Genomic DNA, 19,216 nt, shown 5'->3' with positions numbered 1-19,216 from the left:
GGATTGTCTAGGATGAGGTGAACGTGCAAATGATTGCCGTTTGAATTAAAGGAGCTTCTGATAGAATGAGGAACTTTTCAACAGCGAGGATTTTAAAAGCAACGAAAGCGAATTTGCAGTTTCACGATAAAAACATCCATGTCATGGGGAATAAAACGGCAAGAATGAGGCTGAGATATTTCAGCTTACTTTCAGCGTCTTTGAAAAAGAGAAAAAGGAAATACGAGGTTAACGTGATGACAAATAAAGTAGCTGCGCTTTTGACATCTGTTACTATGGCAAGCAAACCAAAAGTGGCAACGAGAATCCTGAATGAGTAATCTGCGATTTTCATTAAATGGCCTCCTTGGATTTGTGGAATCTGTTTATCCGGGAAGTGAAACTGCATGATCGCCCACTCTGCACATGGTTGACGAATGGACGAGCATATCTTATCGTATTTGTAGTATGCACGTAATCTGTTAGGGGTGGCAAGGTGGGAGCAAGTATTAAAGACGTTGCACGGAGAGCCGGTGTTTCCGTGACCAGCGTCTCCAGAGTGTTGAATGGCGAGAAGTATGTTAGCAAGGCGCTGCTAGAGAAAGTCAATCGATCGATTGAAGAGCTCAATTATTCGCCGAGCCACATCGCACGCAGCTTGAAAATGCAGAAGACAAATACCATCGGCATCATTGTACCGGACTTAACAAATCAATATTTTTCAACAATCATAAGCCACATTGAAGAAACTGCAACCACGATGGGATACAATTTGCTTATCGGCAATATCGCGGAAAGTATGGAAAAAGAGCTAAAGTATTTACGGATATTTCAAAATATGAGAGTAGACGGCATTATTGTCATGCATCAAAAGTTTGACGAACAGATCCTTGAGTTCTTCGCCAATGCTTCAATGCCGATCTTATTTCTTAGCGTAAAGGGGCCGTCATCGAAATACCTGTCAGTGATGATTGACGATTATCGGGCAGCGTTCGACGCGACGGAGTATCTGATCCGGTCTGGACATCGGAAAGTGGCTTTTCTAAGCGGGGATCTGGAGGATATCACGTCCGGATTAAATCGGTATCGTGGTTTTATTGATGCGATGAAGAAACACCGATTGGAGCTGGACGAACGGTTCGTCAAATTCGGAAATTATAAGCTGGCCTCTGGTCGTGCGTTAATGGAGGAGATCGTCCAACTTGAAGAACACCCCACCGTCGTCTTTGCGGCGAGCGATGATATGGCCGTTGGCGCACTCAATTGCGTGCTGGATCATGGCTTTCAAGTGCCGGACGACATATCGATTGTCGGTTATGATGGCAGCCAAATTACTGAGGTGGTCCGCCCGTCCATTACATCCATGGAACAGCCATCGGGGGAACTTGGGAGGCAGGCGGTAGACTATATGCATCAATTAATTGTGAATCCTGATTTTACGTTTGATGAAGATATCATATTGCCTCATCAGCTCGTCCTCCGAGGAAGTAGCCGGGAGCTTTTATAGTTTTCAGGTGTACATTTTAGAATGTGGGCTTTCCTATAAGGGCGAAAAGAATCCTTTGCGAGTTCTTCTTTAGCAGCTTGAACCAGTGCCTCTTTTTGATCAGGTGTTATCGTCGGAGCCTGCAGATGCCTCAACTCCTCGTTGGATAGACCTGACATCACGCCAGAATGCTCAATGTCCTGCTTATCACGCTAATCTCCTTGCTTGCGGTTCTTCAACCAAAATATCTGGGTGACCTCTTTTCTCAAGTTCCTTATCCAGTTCATGTAAGTAAACATTGCTATGAAGGGGCGATAACATGCCACCTTGCAAACTTTACCCTAAAGGCTCTCATTATTTTAATTGCCAATAATGTTTTTTGAATATTGACGAGTGCATTTCACATATTATATAATGATCTAAGTGATCAGGCCCATGTTCCTTACGAGGACTGGGCTATTTTTTTATGAGGTGATTTTTTGACGAAAAATTTTCCGAAGCCGTTTAGAACACATCAGCAACAAATCAAGATACTGAGGGATAGAGGATTAACTATAGCTGACGATTCAGTGGCTTTGCGTATTTTCGAACGCGAGAATTATTATAACGTCATCAACGGATATAAAGACCTGTTTTTAGAGACAGATTCGCATGGTAATTTCCTTGTTCCTGATACATATAAAGCAGGCGCTACTATCGAAGATATACATAACTTATTTTGTTTTGACCGAGAACTTAGACATTTCATGCTCAGATTCATACTCATCTTTGAGAGCAATATAAAATCAACTATTTCATACAGATTTTCAGAAGCATTTAACGAGCCTCATGCGTATTTAATAATCGAAAATTTCACAAGAGATACCAAAAAAATAAAGCAAGTTCTCAGATTAATATCTACAATTTCTAAGGCAATTTCAGACAAGGGTAGTAATTCATATAATTCACCAATCAAGCATTATATTGATGAACACGGTGCTGTTCCTTTATGGGTTCTTGTCAACTACTTAACAATGGGTAACATTAATAATTTTTATCAATGTCTCGGGGATGATCTTAAAAATACTATTGCTAATGATTTTGCAAAGAATTTTTATAGAGATTACAATCAAAAGATTCATTTCACTCCGCAAATGATGGAGACCATTCTAAAAACCGCAAACTTTTTGAGAAATGTCTGCGCGCACGAGGAACGCTTTTTCAGCTATAAAGTGCATAAGGCAGGGGCCTTGAATTTAATCCCAAAGTCATTGAATATTCAGGAAAACTTACTAAATAATGGTGATATATTTAGTCTTGTCGCCTTTTTGAAGCTAGTTATCGATAAGTCCGAACACACATTGCTACTTGATATAATGGAGCAAGCATTTAATTCGCGTTCAAAAAATTCAAGATTCATCAGTTTCGATCTTATAAAAAACGAAATGGGTTTTCCTGCTAATGGGATTCACTTACTTAGATAGAAAATACAATTCCCACTATATAAGAGGTGTTCGTTATGAGAGGAAAGGCGTAACTCTGATGCCTCGCCTTCCTTATCTTCCAGTATAATCCAACCAAAAAACCTACAACTATCCATCAAGCCCTTACATTACTGACATATCTGCAATTTTTATCGACGACACTATTCACGCAAACGTAAGACATGACGCTCTGACAGCTCCTTATGGCGTGATATAGATGACTGCGTTCTTAATCCATCAAGCAAACACTAGTGCCCCATCAGGTAATGTAGACCTTATTCTATTTAGAAAAAAAGATGTGCGTGTTCTCTTACAAATGCCCATTTTGAAATCATTTTCTCTAGGCAAACGGCTATACATTCGTGTTCAGCCTGAAGGGCACAAGTGCATCACCGACTCGAAAAGACCCCGTCATGACTTCTTAGTCGTGGAGTCTCGCTAGTCGTCGCTTTTGGTTTATGAAAAAGGGCAAATCAAATGAGACCGACCTTCTTGGGTTCACTTCATTCCTTTACCAAACGACATTCGTGGAAAAGGCACCAAGTGATCTGCCTTGAAACATTGCACGTACTTGCCTGATTTGGCTGCCACACGGCTTTTACCCTCTATACGAGACCGACCCACATTAGAACAATGTACGCAGAAACAAACATCAGCGTAGTCAACATACGTAGACTCTAGTGGGATCAGCGCGAGCTGAAGATCCCCTCGAAATAGCCTGCCTTTTCGAGGAAGCTGAAGCCGTGCCCCACTGAAAGCGAAGTATGTTGACGCAGCGATCCATAAAGACCTCGTCGTGTTTTCTTTTCTGCTAGAGTCTCACTTGTGACCGCTTTTGGTTATTGTGAAGAACGAATGAAATGAGATAGACCTTGTTTAATTTCGACCATGACCAACTAAGGTAGTGGAAAGGGCACTAGCTGTCATTTTGATGTATTCCAGTAATCACAATAGTGATAAATACGTTCTTAATGGTGTACTATTTACTTTCAGAAATTTACTGAGGATATTATTTCTAAAGTAAAGAGCGGCATTTAACCTCCATTCAAAACCTCCACTTTAATATAAAACACAAAAAACCTCGAGACATGTGCTATTGCCTCGAGGTTTTTTGCATAAAAGGGCTTTTGTGAAAGCCTTTTCGTTGTGAAAATTTACAGAATATCAATAAAAACAAGCTACAGTTTTTACAAAAGAGCTCTAATATAAGGGACATGTTATTAAATCTGGTAACGATTCCATATCAATGTTGCAAAGGGTGAATTGAACAATGGACGAGCTGATGATTGCGGAAGGATCGTTGACTCCGCTTAGTTCCAAAACACATATATCGTACCAGTTTCATCTAAGTGAACCGTGTCCTTTTCTTGTCGTCGACTTTACATACAGTCCGAAAGTGTTGGATGACAAAGAGGCTTCTCGCCCGCTTATTTTGGAGGCGATCGCGTCTTTTGCCTCTCCTTCGGCTATTGAATTGCAGAAGGAGAAATGGGAACAGTTTCTCCCACTTCAAAATTTGCTGACGGTGTCGATCGACGATCCGGCAGGGTTCCGAGGATCGGCCCACCGCCATTCTCCCGACCAGCGCCATATTCTATCGTCGGATGAAGCGTCGCCGGGCTTTCTCGCTGGACCTGTCCAAAGCGGCATTTGGAAAATTACCATCAGTGTGCATTGTATTGTCACACCAACGTGTATGTATCGTTTATCCGTGAAGAAAGGACGGGATGACCATGAATTGGGAGCCCTTTGAGCTACACACCCACACGTACCATAGTGACGGGAAGCATTCATTGCTTGAGATGTGCCGGGAAGCAGCAAAGCTCGGTCTTAGCGGCATTGCGCTGACTGATCATAACACCATTTCCGGTCTTGCGGACGCCAAAGACGTTCAGGAAGAAACCGGGGTCACGATTGTTCCTGGTATGGAATGGACGACGTTTTATGGGCACATGCTGACGCTTGGGGCCCCCTATTGCGAGTGGAGAGATCTTGGCCCTGGGGACATCCATAAAGGCATTGAACGGGTTCACCAAGCTGGAGGCATCGTCGGGATTGCCCATCCTTTCAGCTGGGGCAGCCCAATTTGTACAGGGTGTCACTGGGACTATGCCATTACAGACTGGAACGATATCGATTATATCGAAGTGTGGCATCGGCTGCTCCCTCCCTACAATCACCACAATGCTCCGGCCTACAAGCAATGGACGGATGTTTTAAACAACGGCTTCCGCTTGACGGCAACTTCCGGACGCGATTGGCACCACTCCGAAGAACGCGAGCTCCCTGCATTTACGTACATTGGTGTGCCAAATGGCGCCGACCCTTCTACGGCGAATTCAATTGTGGAAGCCGTCCGGCACGGTCGCTGTATCGTCAGCATGGGGCCGATGTTGCAGGTCGAAGCAATTGTAGAGAACACCTCCTATGGCATCGGCGACGAGATCGTGCCATCCAACAGGGGAACACTCGAATTGCTGATCAAACTGGACCCATCCACCCTGCCCGGTCGTACGCCGGAGGACATGCCTGTGACAAATTTCATTGTCGAATCAAATCTGGGCGAACTTGCAGTGCTCCCCTCTCCCGAAGTGCCTGCGAAAACCGTGCAGGAGATTTCTTTGGAAGGCATCCGCTGGCTTCGTGTTAGAGCAACGGGCGTGTTGAATGGCGGAAGCACAACGCTGGCCTTTACGAACCCGATCTATGTGGCCTTGAAGTAAACCGTACATGTACATACATCAATCATTTTTATCATTTATTTCAAGCCTTACAAAGCATAACGCTCTTCGCACAATCAGAAGGATGATCCACTGTCCAGCATCATTGCGCGAAGGATTTCAAGGAATGGGAGGGAGGACAGCCTCATTGCTGTCCGTTCATCATGTTACAGACGAAACAAAAACCACGGGCTAAGCCGGTCGTTGGCTGGAAGCTGGCTCCTAGGCGGGAATCACATGCCATCTGGTACGTGTTTCTGCTTCCGACGATAGTAGGCATTTTGTTGTTCACATTATACCCGTTGATTGAATCGCTCCGCCTTAGCTTTACACGAGGAGTGGGTGAACAATATGTTGGGTTTCAAAACTATGCTAATGTGCTGTTGTCTGATACGTTTTGGTACGCGGTGTATAACACATTTTACATTACCTTTTTTCAGTTGTTACTCGCTATCCCCTTTGGCTTTCTAATCGCCTGTTTGATTAACAGCTTACGGAGAACTTCTAATTTCTTTAAGATTTTGTTTTACATACCGAACACGACGTCCATGGTTGCGGCGGCTACGGTGTTCCTTGCCATCCTTCATCCCGACGGCCCATTGAACTATGTGGTGGAATTGCTTGGGTTTGAACGGGTTGTATGGCTCTCCCAACCGTTGTCAGCAAAATGGGGTGCGATTATTCTATCCGTATGGCACTGGCTCGGCTTTGTCATCATCGTGACGCTCGCCAACCTCCAGGCCATACCAGGAGAATATTACGAAGCTGCGTCCATGGATGGCGCTTCCCGCATCCAACAATGGATCTGGATCACCATCCCGAATATGGTCGGAAGCTTGACAATTCTCTTCGTCCTCGGCTGGATCGGCGGGCTGCAGCGTTTTTCAGATGCGTATATGCTCGGTGGGCTACAAGGAAGCCCTGCCCGCTCACTCCATACCGTCGTCGGCTTCATTTTCGAACGAGGTTTTGGCGGAAGTGAATACGGCATTGCCTCAGCAGCCGCTTATATTTTATTCATCTTTATTTTGATCTTTACGTTTCTCTCCACAAAACTGTTACGTATGAAAATATAGAAGGGAAAGATCAGACATGCTGCGCTCGAAAGATAGAGAAAAATTGATGAATGCTGGCATCTTTGTTCTATTAGCCTTGCTCGGAGGTGTAGCGATTTATCCGTTTCTTTGGATGATCAGCGTCAGTCTCGAGCAAAATGCCAATGTTGCGTTGCCCTTTCCTCCAAGAATTATCCCAGAGGAATTCACCTTTTTTCACTACACCCTAGTGTTTGAAAACAACCGTTTGCTTCTCGCCTATTGGAACTCCCTTATCATCGCGTTTTTCAGCGTCATCTTGAGTATCAGCTCAGCGTTGCTTGGCGGGTATGCCTTTTCGCGCGGCACTTTTTGGGGGAAGCGCTTTTTGTTCTTCATGGTGCTGGCGACGATGATGATTCCATTTGAAACGACGTTGATTCCGATGTTCACGATGTTCAACGATTTTGGCATGATCAACACATTTTATCCACTAATTCTGCCATCTATCGTGAATGCGCTCGGTATTATTCTTGCAAAGCAATACTTTGACCAGCTTCCCGAAGGCCTTCGAGAATCCGCCAAAATGGATGGCGCAGGCGAATTTTTAACGTTTTTCGCCATTTTCTTGCCGCTGACCGGACCGATTACAGCAACGCTGGCGATTCTATCGTTTCAAGGCAGCTGGAATTCGTTCATTTGGCCGCTCGTCGTCATCAATGACCAAATGTTGAAAACAGTCCCCTTATTCTTGTCCAGCTTTTCCTCGGAAAACGGCAGCCGGCTCTTCGGGGTCACGATGGCCACAGCATCAATGAGCATCCTGCCAATTCTGATCGTGTTTCTCTTTCTCCAAAAATACATTGTTCGCAGTGTCGCATTAAGCGGCTTGAAAGGAGAGTGATAGGAGCAGGAGATGTTGTCAAGAAAAGTCGCTAGTAATGCCTTATCTTCTGAGTCATCACTCGCTAGACCAATAAACCATTCCGGAGGGAAAACCATGTTTAAATTAAAATCCAGATCTCTATCCTTGATTCTCATGCTGATGATGGTCGTCATCCTCAGTGCATGTGCCAGCTCAGACACAACAAGCAATTCTGGCGCCTCTGCGACCGACACTGCTCCGAGCAGTGAATCGAACAGCTCATCTGAAACCGACGCTTCTTCCGAGTTCTCTGGCACGTTGAAAGTTCAACTCATCGGCAGCTTTTCGCTTGATGACAAAACGGACCCAGTAACAGGTGTCACATCAAAAGGCGTCCATGTGCTGAAAGAAGAATTTGAAAAAAGGTATCCCGGCGTTACAGTCGAATTCGTGCTGATGGGCTGGGACAATTACAATGAAAAAACGCAGACGATGCTTCAGTCCAACGCAGCGGATGTGTACCAACTCCCTGGTATCGCCACATTTGCAGAGCAAGGCTTGCTTGAGCCACTTCAGCCTTTTATTGAAGAAGACAGCTTTGACCTTGATGTGTATTTAAACGGCCAAATCGATGGCTGGAGAGCGATGGGGCCGGAAGATGAACAGCCTGAGATTTACGGCTTGCCATTCATTGGCGATGCACGCGTTCTTGTCTATGATAAAAAGCTCTTTGATGATTGGGGCGTCGAGTACCTGTCCGAAGAACCAACGATGGAAGAAATTCTGGAAAAAGCGAAAAAAATGACGGGCACCAATCCCGAAACCGGTGAGCAAAACTATGGGATCACTTTTAAAGGATCCGATGCCGCGGATTCGGTCATGAACATTAACGAATCGCTTGGCGGCCAATGGGGAACTGGATTTTTGTGGAAGGACATGCAAGTGGAATTCGACACGCCAACGATGATCCAGGCAGCCGAAATGATGGTCGAAGCAAACCAATACGCACCTGAAGGCACTCTTGTGAACCAAGGCAGCGAGGATTTCTTTACAGAGGACAACAACGTCGCCATCAACTTGCGTGTGCCACCTGGCTTTATTAATTCGCTAGAAACCTTCGGGACCCAAGACCGTTATCAAGCGACGCTTCTCTTTGAAAATACCGACAAAGGCATGGGCGGCATGTTTGCAGGAAGCCCGTTTGCGATTGGAGAATCCAGCACGAACCATGAACTTGCCTGGGAATGGCTCAAGTTCAGCAGCAGCGACTTCTTCCAGAAATACATGTGGGAAGAACGACGCACCGAAAGCATGCCCGTCATTAAAGCAGCCAAAGACTGGGAAAGCGTAAAAGCCATCCCGCAAATGGACGTTATTTTGAAACAGATGGGTCAGCTGTGGGCGCCACGTTATCCATACCGCGCCGGCCAGCCACGCTACATCCTGTCGGAAAACATCGAGCTCATTCTCCTCGGCGAAATCACCCCTGAAGAAGGCTTGACATCTGCTCAGGAAGAAGCCGAGAAATGGCTGAGCAGCCAACAGTAACAGACTGGTTTTTGAAGAAAGCGGAGTCCCACGATGGGGCTCCGCTTTTTGGATTTGTCGTGTGTTGATTGTTGCTTGAAGGGTTCAATTTATGCACCAGATAAAACATGTCCTCTCGAGATGCAGCTGGAGTTAAACCAGAGCAAAGGGAGCATTCTATCGACGTGCTCCAACAAAAGAGGTAATATGGCATCATAACCCTTATGAGGAAGAGTTGGTACAACTTGTAAGAAGGAAACCAACATAGGGCGAGCCGGACTATTTACATCCTGGAGGTCGAGCTATGGGATGGGCAGATAACGATTGGAGGTAAAGAAACCATGGAAAAATTAATTGACTTACGTGAAGTACTTGTCAATGTTGAGAAGTTTTCTTGGGAAGATTCCTTGTTCCTCCCCCCAACGGAAACATGGTCGTTGGATACGAACTGTGCTATATTAAATACGGACGATTTAGACGATGAAGAAGAACCAAGATTCGCCATTGACAACAACTTGAAAGACGCCCTCACCATTCAAGACGTACAAGGGGTCGTTATGAATATTCGTGAACAACATCCGGAATGCACTGATGATGATTTACTAAAAGCTTTATTGCATTACTATCAACATGATGCATTCATCGTGCTTTAATGTAAGTTAATTCATTCACCTTGATTGGCTTTATGCCTTTCTAGGTTTCTTTTTTTATGAAGCGGGCTACCCAGTGCAGGATGAAACCATCATTCAACGAATACCACATCTAACACATGGAGTACTTGTATAACGAACCTAAATAGCGCTATGCCGATACAGTGAACGGGTTAATTATGGTTAGATCCCACCATGATTGACCTGTTTTTTGTTACCTTCGTTTTGGCAGCTGTAGATTATTATGGAACGATGGGGACGGTGAGTAGGGCATGAATCGCAATTTTTTCAAGATGGATAGTGCGACAACGATAGTAAGGGCGGTTAGACAAAGAATTGCACTTTATTTCCGCCACCTGAATGCAAAACAATTTCAATTGTCGCACTCACATGGAGTGCGACTTAAGGGTCGTAAATCCTTGGGAGAGTAAGACATTTCAATCCACGCACTCACATGGAGTTCGACCAACATGGGCGGTTCCCGTGACTATGTTGACACGATTTCCATCCACGCACTCACGTGGAGTGCGACTGGTACAATCACATTTAGAGGGGGTGAATCAATTGATTTCAATCCACGCACTCACGTGGAGTGCGACCTCCTCTGCTTACTGTAGTAATCGCAATATGCAGGATTTCAATCCACGCACTCACGTGGAGTGCGACAATTGTCCAGTCTCCAGGAAGTAATGAGGATAATAATTTCAATCCACGCACTCACGTAGAGTGCGACGACATTGTCTCTCGTTGGCGAACGGCTAATAAGAATTTCTATCCACGCACTCACGTAGAGTGCGACCATGTCGCAAGATCAAGACCCAGGCGGTTTGCTGATTTCAATCCACGCACTCACGTAGAGTGCGACAGCAAAATTCCTGAAAATATCCGTAATGTCAGGGATTTCAATCCACGCACTCACGTAGAGTGCGACGGCGCTTATGCAATTGCGCTAGGTCTTGATTCGATTTCAATCCACGCACTCACGTAGAGTGCGACCTGGTTTATGGTTGCAAAACCGTGACAATAGCGATATTTCAATCCACGCACTCACATGGAGTGCGACTTTTGCCGCGTTCACAAGCATGGGATACGCAAAATTTCAATCCACGCACTCACATGGAGTGCGACTTTTTACTTAATATATAGTTTAGTGTATCCTGGAATTTCAATCCACGCACTCACATGGAGTGCGACCGATCCTCGACCGTCTGAGGACAATTTAACGGCCATTTCAATCCACGCACTCACATGGAGTGCGACCGAGTATCAATCCGATACTCAGACACTATTGGGATTTCAATCCACGCACTCACATGGAGTGCGACGGCAGGTTTAGCCTCTACAGGGCTGTTTGAGATCGGATTTCAATCCACGCACTCACATGGAGTGCGACGCTTGACTATTACTCAATCAGGATCGCCTGTGTGATTTCAATCCACGCACTCACATGGAGTGCGACTTGACGGGGTGGTGAGCAGGAATACGCCAAGCGATTTCAATCCACGCACTCACATGGAGTGCGACTCTTATTTTCTTCTATGTGTCCAAACTATGTTACTATTTCAATCCACGCACTCACATGGAGTGCGACCTCCACCAGTATCAGGAGTTGTGCATGAAGCAGAATCATTTCAATCCACGCACTCACATGGAGTGCGACACAACTACAGCACCCCTTTCTAACTATGAGGGCAATTTCAATCCACGCACTCACATGGAGTGCGACGTAGAGTTGTTACAGGCTCTAATGTCTCCCAGTTATTTCAATCCACGCACTCACATGGAGTGCGACTAACCTCCTTCTATGATTAAGGTTTTTTGGATAATTTCAATCCACGCACTCACATGGAGTGCGACTTCAATCCACGCACCCACAAGGAGTGCAACAGTAATTTCAATCCACGCACTCACATGGAGTGCGACCCGACGTTCGAGCCGGGCAGAGAGCGCAGCAAAATTTCAATCCACGCACTCACATGGAGTGCGACTTGATTACTGGAATCAGATTGAGAAAGGGGAGGTAACATTTCAATCCACGCACTCACATGGAGTGCGACACGGTGAAATTATTGGTCGGACTTGGATTGTTAATTTCAATCCACGCACTCACATGGAGTGCGACTAGACTGTCCGTCAAACGCAGCATATCCATTTATTTCAATCCACGCACTCACATGGAGTGCGACTCGAGCGAACATGGCTGGAGCGCACACTAACTAATTTCAATCCACGCACTCACATGGAGTGCGACTCCCGAAATTGTACACCGCAGACAAAGTGGTGTATTTCAATCCACGCACTCACATGGAGTGCGACAAAGAAAGAAAGCAAACCAACTGAGAGCAAGTCATTTCAATCCACGCACTCACATGGAGTGCGACCATAAAACGAGTCCGTGGTTCAGATGACTACATTATTTCAATCCACGCACTCACATGGAGTGCGACTGGTCGTCTGTATTGCCCTGTGCCAGTAGGTTTATTTCAATCCACGCACTCACATGGAGTGCGACCCGAGCCAGGGACGAGCTTACGAGCTGCAGGCTGATTTCAATCCACGCACTCACATGGAGTGCGACCGAAATGATTTTAGAAGTCAAGACTCACGGTAAAATTTCAATCCACGCACTCACATGGAGTGCGACCACCATGCACGATCTCAGCGAGTCGCTCTGACTCGGATTTCAATCCACGCACTCACATGGAGTGCGACCCAAATACCTGTCATTTTGGACGACAAGGCGAATTTCAATCCACGCACTCACATGGAGTGCGACGCCACCACTCTCAATCAAATAGACATTATGAGGATTTCAATCCACGCACTCACATGGAGTGCGACGGTAACTCCGTCCCAAGAATCTGGCTCAAATGATATTTCAATCCACGCACTCACATGGAGTGCGACGAGCGCGCAATTGCCGTCATGCCTCGCAGAGGTATTTCAATCCACGCACTCACATGGAGTGCGACAATTCGCCCATTAAGCGCTCTCCTTCCGTTAAAAATTTCAATCCACGCACTCACATGGAGTGCGACCGCGAAGGGAGGCGGTTAAATGAGCAAGCCGAAGATTTCAATCCACGCACTCACATGGAGTGCGACGGCGCTTGACCGTCGGCAAAGGGCGGTAGATGGCATTTCAATCCACGCACTCACATGGAGTGCGACGTTAAGCTGCGCGTCGTCGGCAAGGGAAAAGCGGAATTTCAATCCACGCACTCACATGGAGTGCGACAACGAGAATTCACGACGACTGTACGGTAATCATCATTTCAATCCACGCACTCACATGGAGTGCGACGACTATCTGAAACCCTTAAAGTGGGATGGCAAAATTTCAATCCACGCACTCACATGGAGTGCGACAGCGAAAATCACCCTAAAATATGGTGATTTTCTTTATTTTATCCATCTTCTGACCGTCAAACGTATTTATCAAATCTTCCATTCATCAATTATGAAATTAAAGGAAATCATAGTCGAACGAATTTCTAATTATAAAGCGCGAACCCCCCAGGGATTTCATGTGCGCTTGGGGTTCGCGCTAAAGAATTAATGGCGCTTCCACGTCGAGAGAATCTTTTGCGCCCACGTGCTCTACTTTTGATTTATAATTGTCTCCCAATCGATAGAATCGCAGACTATCCTTTTCTTTATCAATAATGCCTTCCAATTCTATCTTAAGTTGCGTATATTGTGTTGAATCGACGATGCATTCAAACACTGAGTTTTGCACGCGCTGCCCAACTCTTTGACATGCTTTTGAAACCCGTCTTAACCGCTTCGTCCCACCGCTGCTCGTTGTGCTTACATCGTACGTCACCAACAAAAGCATCCAAGTCACCTACTTCCATAAAAATGGTGGGTATTCATCCAAATCCCCTCGTAAGAAGCGCGCTAGCAGAAGGGCTTGTGCATACGGAACAAGCCCCCATGACATTTTCTCATTCAAATATGGATGCGTCATTTTCTCTTGCTTTTTCATTTGCCACGCTGATAGAAACGTCTTTCTGCTCTCATCTGTCATGAGGACAGCACCGTTTTCTTTCTTAACAAAATCGTCTGCGGTCATCTCTTTGCGATTAATCAGCGACAGGACAAATTTATCTGCATACACGCCTCTCAATTCTTCCATAACGTCTAGCGCCAATGAAGCTCTTCCTGGTCGATCGCGGTGCAGAAAACCGACGTAAGCGTCAAGACCAACTGTTTCTAATGCCGCGGCCATATCATTCGCTAGCAATGTATAGGCAAAAGACAGCATGGCGTTGACATTATCTTTAGGTGGTCTCCGAGAACGATGGCGAAAATAAAAATTGTCTTTCTGCTGAAGGATCATATCATCAAACACACGATTGTAGCTGATGGCGGCTTGACCTTCCCAGCCCCGCAAGAGTTCAAGATCTGTGCATTCTCTTATTTCTCGAATTGAAGATAAGAGAGACTTTGATGCTTTCTTAAATTGCTCAACATCAACCCTCATTGGGTAATCTCTTGCCATTCTATCAATGATCGATCGATTATTAAATAGCTTGCCAACGATAAAGTTTCTCGCAATTTCGGCAGATTTTTCTTCATCGTCTGAGATTCGATATTGTGTTTTTCGTAACGTCACGTTGCCTTTGCTTTCGCCGATCACTCTGGCTAAAAAACGTCCGTTCATAGTCAGGAAAACAATCGAAATGCTCCGCTCTGCACAATACCCCATGAGTCCAGGACTTGCGCCCGTATAGCCGAAGCAAACGATGCTCTCCAAATTATGAAGAGGGATTCGATGCAGCTTCTCCTGCTCTTTATTCATCACAACATTTCCTCCGTCAAGTGATAGGTAGACGTCTGGTTGTGTGACAAAAAGCGTGTTCAGCAATTTTCTCATTCGGCTAGACTCCCTTCAATATAGCTTTTCACAGACCGTTTACTCATTAGCCCTGGCAAGCATATGTGCTGAAGAGAACAGCTTTTGCAGAAGGTCCCCGTTTTTACTTTTGGAGTATGTCGCCTCTCGTAGTATTGATGCATGTCTCTAGCGATGTCTCTAACAGAGTCTTTTAGTTCCTCTGTTAGAGACACTTCGACACGCCGCTTAATTTCATTATAGAAAAAATAGCCCACATCCACTTTACACAGAAGCATTTCCTCTAAGCAAATGGCTTGTGCTGCCAGTTGAACCAAATCGGCATCGTTTTTCTTCGGCTTCCCCCGCTTGTATTCTACCGGATGAACGATATATTTCCCCGGGGAGTCATGAAGTTCCACTCCACTCTCATCTTGAACAAACTCCACGACATCACAAATTCCACTTAGTTTTAATTCTCGCGATTGAACTGGCATTGCGCGGACAACGAGCTTCTCTCCACGCTTTTCACGAATGAACGGTTGATCTGTTTTTTGATGAAGATGCTGCCCTTCCACTGTTTTCACATTTTCTTCCCACTGTTGTTCAATATGAATCAACGCCCATTGTCGTTTACAGAATTGAAAATGTTGCAAGCCAGACAGCATCAAATACGTTTCTTCGCTATTATTGGCCATCAATTTCTTCTACAGAGAGATTGTCTAGCGCCGTTAACTCGATGGCATAATCCTCAATGCTTTTCGGTGTTTCTACCTTTGATTTAATATCCAACGAACGATGGACTTTAGCTGAAGAATATTGCCCTAGCTTGGAGGAATGCTCCCACCAGTAGACTTTATGAACTTCCATACTGCCATCAGGTCGTGCCGATGAGCCATCATTTTCAAATAGAGTCACAAGAGTTTGCTTAATTTTCTCAGCATCTTCTGTCGTGAATCCCGTCTTTTCAGCAAGCTGGACATTGATGCTCCCTACAAACTTGTACACACCAAAGTCGACCCGGTGCTTCATCCCCATTGTGTCCGACCCACGCTTTTCACCAGTGACAGAGTTGACACTTTTCGTAATTTGCATGCTCGTAATATCAATCGGATCGATGCTAGTTGCGGTATGAATGGAAACAGGTCCACGCACCCCAACTGAAAGTGTCGTATTCTTAAACGCAAACACTTGACCAAAGCTACGAACGTCAATCCATTCTTGTGAGGCAATGGTGGCAAACTCATCCGTTGACGGGTTTTTTGCACTAAGCATCTTATCAAGTTTTTCATTTGAGCCCGCACGATCTCGTAAGCTTTTAAATGCGTCGACTTTACGGTCATCAGACTGTACGAAAACCGGTTCTCCAGCATCTTGCAGACGATTGCGGATTTTTCTCTTCAAGGCAACATCTGAGATCTCACCAAAGCCATCATAGTTTTGGCGAGGACGATTCCCGTTTAGTGGATCTCCATTAGGGTTGGCTTTAGAAACAGAAAGAACGACGGCGAAATCAATTTTGTGGTCTAAGACTGACATCGTTTATTGCTCCTCACTTTGTGTATTTTCTTGATCTTCAGAAACATCAGCCTTCTTTTTATACAATTCCTGTCGTTGACTGTAGAAGCCGTGAAGATATTTTCCGGTCAATGGCTGATTATTGAAATCCTCAATTGCAATCATCGTTCCGACTTCATCAATCAAACGTGAAAGGTAGGTCGCTTTCGTTCCTAACCTTGCTTGATAAGGCTGCAAACTCTCTTGAATCGTCTTCCACGTTCTTTCAGGATGTTTTGAAAAAGAATTCATATATCGAATCGCATTCGTTGCCCTTGTTTCCTCTCTCCCAAGCGCTCGTCTCTCCAGAACATCGGCAATGGCTAGCAACCGTCCAAACAAGTAGCTCCGATCCTTCAACTCATAATCTAGCGACACATCCAACCCCTCCTTAACATTCAATAACGCACAGGCAATACTTAACGTCTTTTCCCATTCCCACGTCTCCATTGATTGTGGACTAGAGGCACGTTGAAAGGCACTTCGCAAAATATCTGTCGGAACCGTTCGACCATCGACAATACACGGAACCATGCGCTCCATTAAACCTTTAACGATCTTGTCACTCGCTCTCGGTCCATAGGCCGCAAACGCGATATCCTTCGTTGCTGGTGCGCCATAAAACTGGATGCGTGTATTGTCCTTTTTACGATGCCGATGGGCCCAATAACATTTGGCATGCCATGCCTTTAAACGATTGAGATAGAGTTCTTTTTCCATACTGCGATAATAAAGCACGGCCATTCGCCCCGTTGTCGCTGAATCAAGAATCATGATGCTAACATCCGCCTTCGTTTCCAAATCACTCTTGTACCCATCGATTGCCTTGGCTACTTCATTTGCGTAAAGATAGAGTGTGTTCGCAATGACATCCTGCTCGTCATCATCATCTTGGAAAAAATCATACGGATCATCGTCAGGAGCTGGCAGCTGCTCATTGTCAGAGCCCCAAACCAAAAACACACGATCATCAATCGTTTTGCCTTGCTTTTGGATGAGCCACTTCAATGCGTTGTGGGCTTTTTGCGAGACATCATAGCTTATGCCTACTGCTTCTTTGCTTGTTTTAAAACGCCCACGATAAGTGAAACCACTCGTGTCATTGGCCGAAATCAGTTTCGCTTTATCCGCCGCATGACGAATTTTATTGGCATGACGCTCTGTGCTCGGTTGCTGCTCACCCGTGACAAAGCATAAATCTGTTTCTCCAAGGGTTTCATTGTAAAACGCAATGAAGGAATCAAACATTTCCTTGTCCGTCCATACATCAGGGGTATGACCAATACGAACATTGAAACGAACAAATGCGCTTTCCTGTCCACCGGTGACAGCAGTGAAAATGGACGGTTTTTCTCCTTGAAGGGGTTCATAATCAGACGTCCACTTCTCAATTAATTGGTTGTTTTGATCAAGAAAGAGCACTTTTTCGTCCACTAAATCCTTGATTAAACTTCCCTTTTTCAAATAGTGATAGATGCTTTTGACCTTGTTCGTTGCATAAGGAGAATTCGCCCAGTTCCCTAATTGCTTTATGTAGGCTTGAAAAGGCTCTTCCTTTTTAATTTTGCCTCCATACGCCACAAAGTCGCCGGCAACATAGCTCAGTTTGTCATGAAGTGGATATGGTGCTATCTTGGAGCCAGCCCGACTTGCCGCTTCGTCCGTGCATGGGATAAGTGTGTTCACTTTTCCGATCATGTCTGCACTATGAAATGTCCCATCTTCATTGATATCCACTTCGATATGCGCGTTTTGTGTCGTATGTGCGATTGGCAGCAACGTATATTCTTTGTCCCATCGCGATTTCTCAATCTTTCCCACCTGAGATACGTTGGCTTCATAGGTCTTATACAAATTCAGCAACCAGCCCATTTATTCACCTCCCAGCTCTTTCATTAACTCGTCCGCAGATTGGACGTTGGATTGATCAAATACTTTTGGAGGAGCCATATCTTTGATTTTCCGAACAGACGTGCAGTCCTCTGGCTTTGGAAATTTGATTACACCATTTCTCATCTCAGCAGGCCAAAGTCTTACCTCAAGCTCATCCCGCCCCGTCTCATCCGGGTAGTTAATTCCGTGAACCATCTGACCAAAGTGCAACTCATTAATATTGTCGTAAGCGCCTTCACCTTCATCAAAATTTGTCGGCTCGACATAAGCTTGGCACTCGCGTGTACCGAGAAAAATATCTCGACGTCCACCAGCTTCAAGAGAACGCTTCATAATCGCGAAATGCTTGCCTTCGTTACGGTCAAAAGCTAAATCAGGACGGTTCTTATTGAAATCAAAACGAGCACGAACTTTATAGCAGACGTCTTTCAAATACGTGTAATTAGCCAACGTATTTCCGCCGCCATACTCAATCGGCCTTACCCCTTTTGACTCCATTTGGATTGGATTCATAACACGCACTTCATCAATGATAAATACGATCGTGGGCTTCCAATAAATCGACTCAACTATGCCTTTTAGCGCTTGATACGTTGGCACATTGTACGTGAGCTTCTCTCCACCGATTTTTGTTAGTGGATCGGTAAACAAGGCATAATCTCCGTAGACGACAAATTCAATGATGTTTTTCATGGTTTCACCTCCTTTCAATATTAGGGGCATATCGTTCAAAGTAAATTTCGCTTTGAACGATACACGAATACTTCCTATCTTGCTACAATTTTATCCAGCGTTATCGACAAGGAGTAAATTACAGTGAGAACAAAAAGGTCTCTAAGTAACATAAAATTCCTAATAAATCGTTTATTCAATATTCTCCCTCCTTTCTTTTCTTAATATTGATATATACTTAAAATGATAAGCATTTTAGAACAGATTACGAATAAAAATTTACTATAAAGGATTAAAAAGACAAAGAATAAAGAAGGGTAACTTGGATTCCCTCTCTACTTTTTAATCATTGGAGTTTATTTTACGTAGCACCTTCGCAAGAAAAAATATAAACTTATGGGTTCATTACCAAAATGAGTTTTTGACTGCATTAGAGTTGGCCATTGATGTTTTCCGATCAGTTTGCCCTCGCATCCGATCACTTTGTGAAGATAACCGATCACTTTAGGCGATTATCCGATCAGTTAGGGGCTG

The 19,216-nt window shown here is 44.9% G+C and carries 15 protein-coding genes and 1 CRISPR repeat array; of the genes, 8 read left to right on the top strand and 7 right to left on the bottom strand.

The window, feature by feature from the left end:
• Nucleotides 1-121 precede the first annotated feature (121 nt).
• Entirely contained in the window at nt 122-334 is a 213-nt protein-coding gene (locus EV213_RS14980; protein WP_133581370.1) for a hypothetical protein, read from the bottom strand.
• 141 nt (nt 335-475) lie between these two features.
• Here EV213_RS14980 and EV213_RS14975 point away from each other — a divergent pair, with 141 nt between their 5' ends.
• The 8 genes from EV213_RS14975 to EV213_RS14940 all read left to right on the top strand — a co-directional run bounded on the left by EV213_RS14975 (nt 476) and on the right by EV213_RS14940 (nt 9,727).
• Nucleotides 476-1,486 carry a LacI family DNA-binding transcriptional regulator gene (locus EV213_RS14975; RefSeq protein ID WP_133581369.1) on the top strand — a complete coding sequence of 337 codons (1,011 nt, stop codon included), beginning with the start codon at nt 476-478 and terminating at the stop codon, nt 1,484-1,486.
• A 458-nt stretch (nt 1,487-1,944) separates the two neighbouring features.
• Nucleotides 1,945-2,928: an Abi family protein gene (locus EV213_RS14970; RefSeq protein WP_133581368.1), complete on the top strand. Its 984-nt coding sequence runs from the start codon at nt 1,945-1,947 to the stop codon at nt 2,926-2,928.
• Nucleotides 2,929-4,198: 1,270 nt separating this feature from the next.
• The gene (locus tag EV213_RS14965) at nt 4,199-4,681 is read left to right on the top strand and encodes a hypothetical protein (RefSeq protein WP_133581367.1); all 483 of its coding nucleotides are present in this window, start codon (nt 4,199-4,201) and stop codon (nt 4,679-4,681) included.
• Nucleotides 4,662-5,651: a CehA/McbA family metallohydrolase gene (locus tag EV213_RS14960; protein WP_133581366.1), complete on the top strand. Its 990-nt coding sequence runs from the start codon at nt 4,662-4,664 to the stop codon at nt 5,649-5,651. Before EV213_RS14965 ends, EV213_RS14960 begins: the two co-directional genes overlap by 20 nt.
• 161 nt (nt 5,652-5,812) lie before the next feature.
• Complete coding sequence (locus EV213_RS14955) at nt 5,813-6,724, top strand: carbohydrate ABC transporter permease (RefSeq protein WP_133581365.1); 912 nt, start codon at nt 5,813-5,815, stop codon at nt 6,722-6,724.
• Between the two features lie 16 nt (nt 6,725-6,740).
• On the top strand, nt 6,741-7,586 hold the full coding sequence (locus EV213_RS14950) for a carbohydrate ABC transporter permease (protein WP_133581364.1): 846 nt from the start codon (nt 6,741-6,743) through the stop codon (nt 7,584-7,586).
• 96 nt (nt 7,587-7,682) lie between these two features.
• Nucleotides 7,683-9,095: an extracellular solute-binding protein gene (locus EV213_RS14945; protein ID WP_133581363.1), complete on the top strand. Its 1,413-nt coding sequence runs from the start codon at nt 7,683-7,685 to the stop codon at nt 9,093-9,095.
• 320 nt (nt 9,096-9,415) lie between these two features.
• Entirely contained in the window at nt 9,416-9,727 is a 312-nt protein-coding gene (locus tag EV213_RS14940; protein ID WP_133581362.1) for a DUF7716 domain-containing protein, read from the top strand.
• 367 nt (nt 9,728-10,094) lie between these two features.
• A CRISPR array of direct repeats spans nt 10,095-13,092; the repeat unit is 32 nt; unit sequence ATTTCAATCCACGCACTCACATGGAGTGCGAC.
• Nucleotides 13,093-13,270: 178 nt separating this feature from the next.
• Here the strand turns inward: EV213_RS14940 and cas2 are convergent.
• Genes cas2 through cas5c form a run of 6 tightly spaced genes read right to left on the bottom strand, consistent with a single transcriptional unit; the run spans nt 13,271 to nt 18,703 of the window.
• Nucleotides 13,271-13,561 carry a CRISPR-associated endonuclease Cas2 gene (cas2, locus tag EV213_RS14935; protein WP_133581361.1) on the bottom strand — a complete coding sequence of 97 codons (291 nt, stop codon included), beginning with the start codon at nt 13,559-13,561 and terminating at the stop codon, nt 13,271-13,273.
• 9 nt (nt 13,562-13,570) lie between these two features.
• Nucleotides 13,571-14,602: a type I-C CRISPR-associated endonuclease Cas1c gene (gene cas1c, locus EV213_RS14930; protein ID WP_133581360.1), complete on the bottom strand. Its 1,032-nt coding sequence runs from the start codon at nt 14,600-14,602 to the stop codon at nt 13,571-13,573.
• On the bottom strand, nt 14,599-15,258 hold the full coding sequence (gene cas4, locus EV213_RS14925) for a CRISPR-associated protein Cas4 (RefSeq protein ID WP_133581359.1): 660 nt from the start codon (nt 15,256-15,258) through the stop codon (nt 14,599-14,601). Before cas4 ends, cas1c begins: the two co-directional genes overlap by 4 nt.
• Nucleotides 15,248-16,099: a type I-C CRISPR-associated protein Cas7/Csd2 gene (cas7c, locus tag EV213_RS14920; protein ID WP_133581358.1), complete on the bottom strand. Its 852-nt coding sequence runs from the start codon at nt 16,097-16,099 to the stop codon at nt 15,248-15,250. Before cas7c ends, cas4 begins: the two co-directional genes overlap by 11 nt.
• Nucleotides 16,100-16,102: 3 nt before the next feature.
• Nucleotides 16,103-17,989, bottom strand: a complete 1,887-nt coding sequence (gene cas8c, locus EV213_RS14915) for a type I-C CRISPR-associated protein Cas8c/Csd1 (RefSeq protein WP_133581357.1) — start codon at nt 17,987-17,989, stop codon at nt 16,103-16,105.
• The gene (gene cas5c, locus EV213_RS14910; protein WP_133581356.1) at nt 17,990-18,703 is read right to left on the bottom strand and encodes a type I-C CRISPR-associated protein Cas5c; all 714 of its coding nucleotides are present in this window, start codon (nt 18,701-18,703) and stop codon (nt 17,990-17,992) included.
• Nucleotides 18,704-19,216: the final 513 nt, after the last annotated feature.

Source organism: Aureibacillus halotolerans, assembly GCF_004363045.1.
Classification (GTDB): Bacteria; Bacillota; Bacilli; order Bacillales; family DSM-28697; genus Aureibacillus; species Aureibacillus halotolerans.
The sequence above is the reverse complement of the archived record's forward strand: the minus strand, read 5'-3'. Positions and strand labels throughout refer to the sequence as shown.

Excerpts from the sequence above, each read along its gene's own strand:
- cas2 (WP_133581361.1), bottom strand. The coding sequence starts at position 13,561 with ATGCTTTTGTTGGTGACGTACGATGTAAGCACAACGAGCAGCGGTGGG.
- EV213_RS14965 (WP_133581367.1), top strand. The coding sequence starts at position 4,199 with ATGGACGAGCTGATGATTGCGGAAGGATCGTTGACTCCGCTTAGTTCC.
- cas5c (WP_133581356.1), bottom strand. The coding sequence starts at position 18,703 with ATGAAAAACATCATTGAATTTGTCGTCTACGGAGATTATGCCTTGTTT.
- EV213_RS14945 (WP_133581363.1), top strand. The coding sequence starts at position 7,683 with ATGTTTAAATTAAAATCCAGATCTCTATCCTTGATTCTCATGCTGATG.
- cas7c (WP_133581358.1), bottom strand. The coding sequence starts at position 16,099 with ATGTCAGTCTTAGACCACAAAATTGATTTCGCCGTCGTTCTTTCTGTT.
- EV213_RS14940 (WP_133581362.1), top strand. The coding sequence starts at position 9,416 with ATGGAAAAATTAATTGACTTACGTGAAGTACTTGTCAATGTTGAGAAG.
- EV213_RS14955 (WP_133581365.1), top strand. The coding sequence starts at position 5,813 with ATGTTACAGACGAAACAAAAACCACGGGCTAAGCCGGTCGTTGGCTGG.
- cas4 (WP_133581359.1), bottom strand. The coding sequence starts at position 15,258 with ATGGCCAATAATAGCGAAGAAACGTATTTGATGCTGTCTGGCTTGCAA.
- EV213_RS14950 (WP_133581364.1), top strand. The coding sequence starts at position 6,741 with ATGCTGCGCTCGAAAGATAGAGAAAAATTGATGAATGCTGGCATCTTT.
- EV213_RS14960 (WP_133581366.1), top strand. The coding sequence starts at position 4,662 with ATGAATTGGGAGCCCTTTGAGCTACACACCCACACGTACCATAGTGAC.
- cas1c (WP_133581360.1), bottom strand. The coding sequence starts at position 14,602 with ATGAGAAAATTGCTGAACACGCTTTTTGTCACACAACCAGACGTCTAC.
- cas8c (WP_133581357.1), bottom strand. The coding sequence starts at position 17,989 with ATGGGCTGGTTGCTGAATTTGTATAAGACCTATGAAGCCAACGTATCT.
- EV213_RS14980 (WP_133581370.1), bottom strand. The coding sequence starts at position 334 with ATGAAAATCGCAGATTACTCATTCAGGATTCTCGTTGCCACTTTTGGT.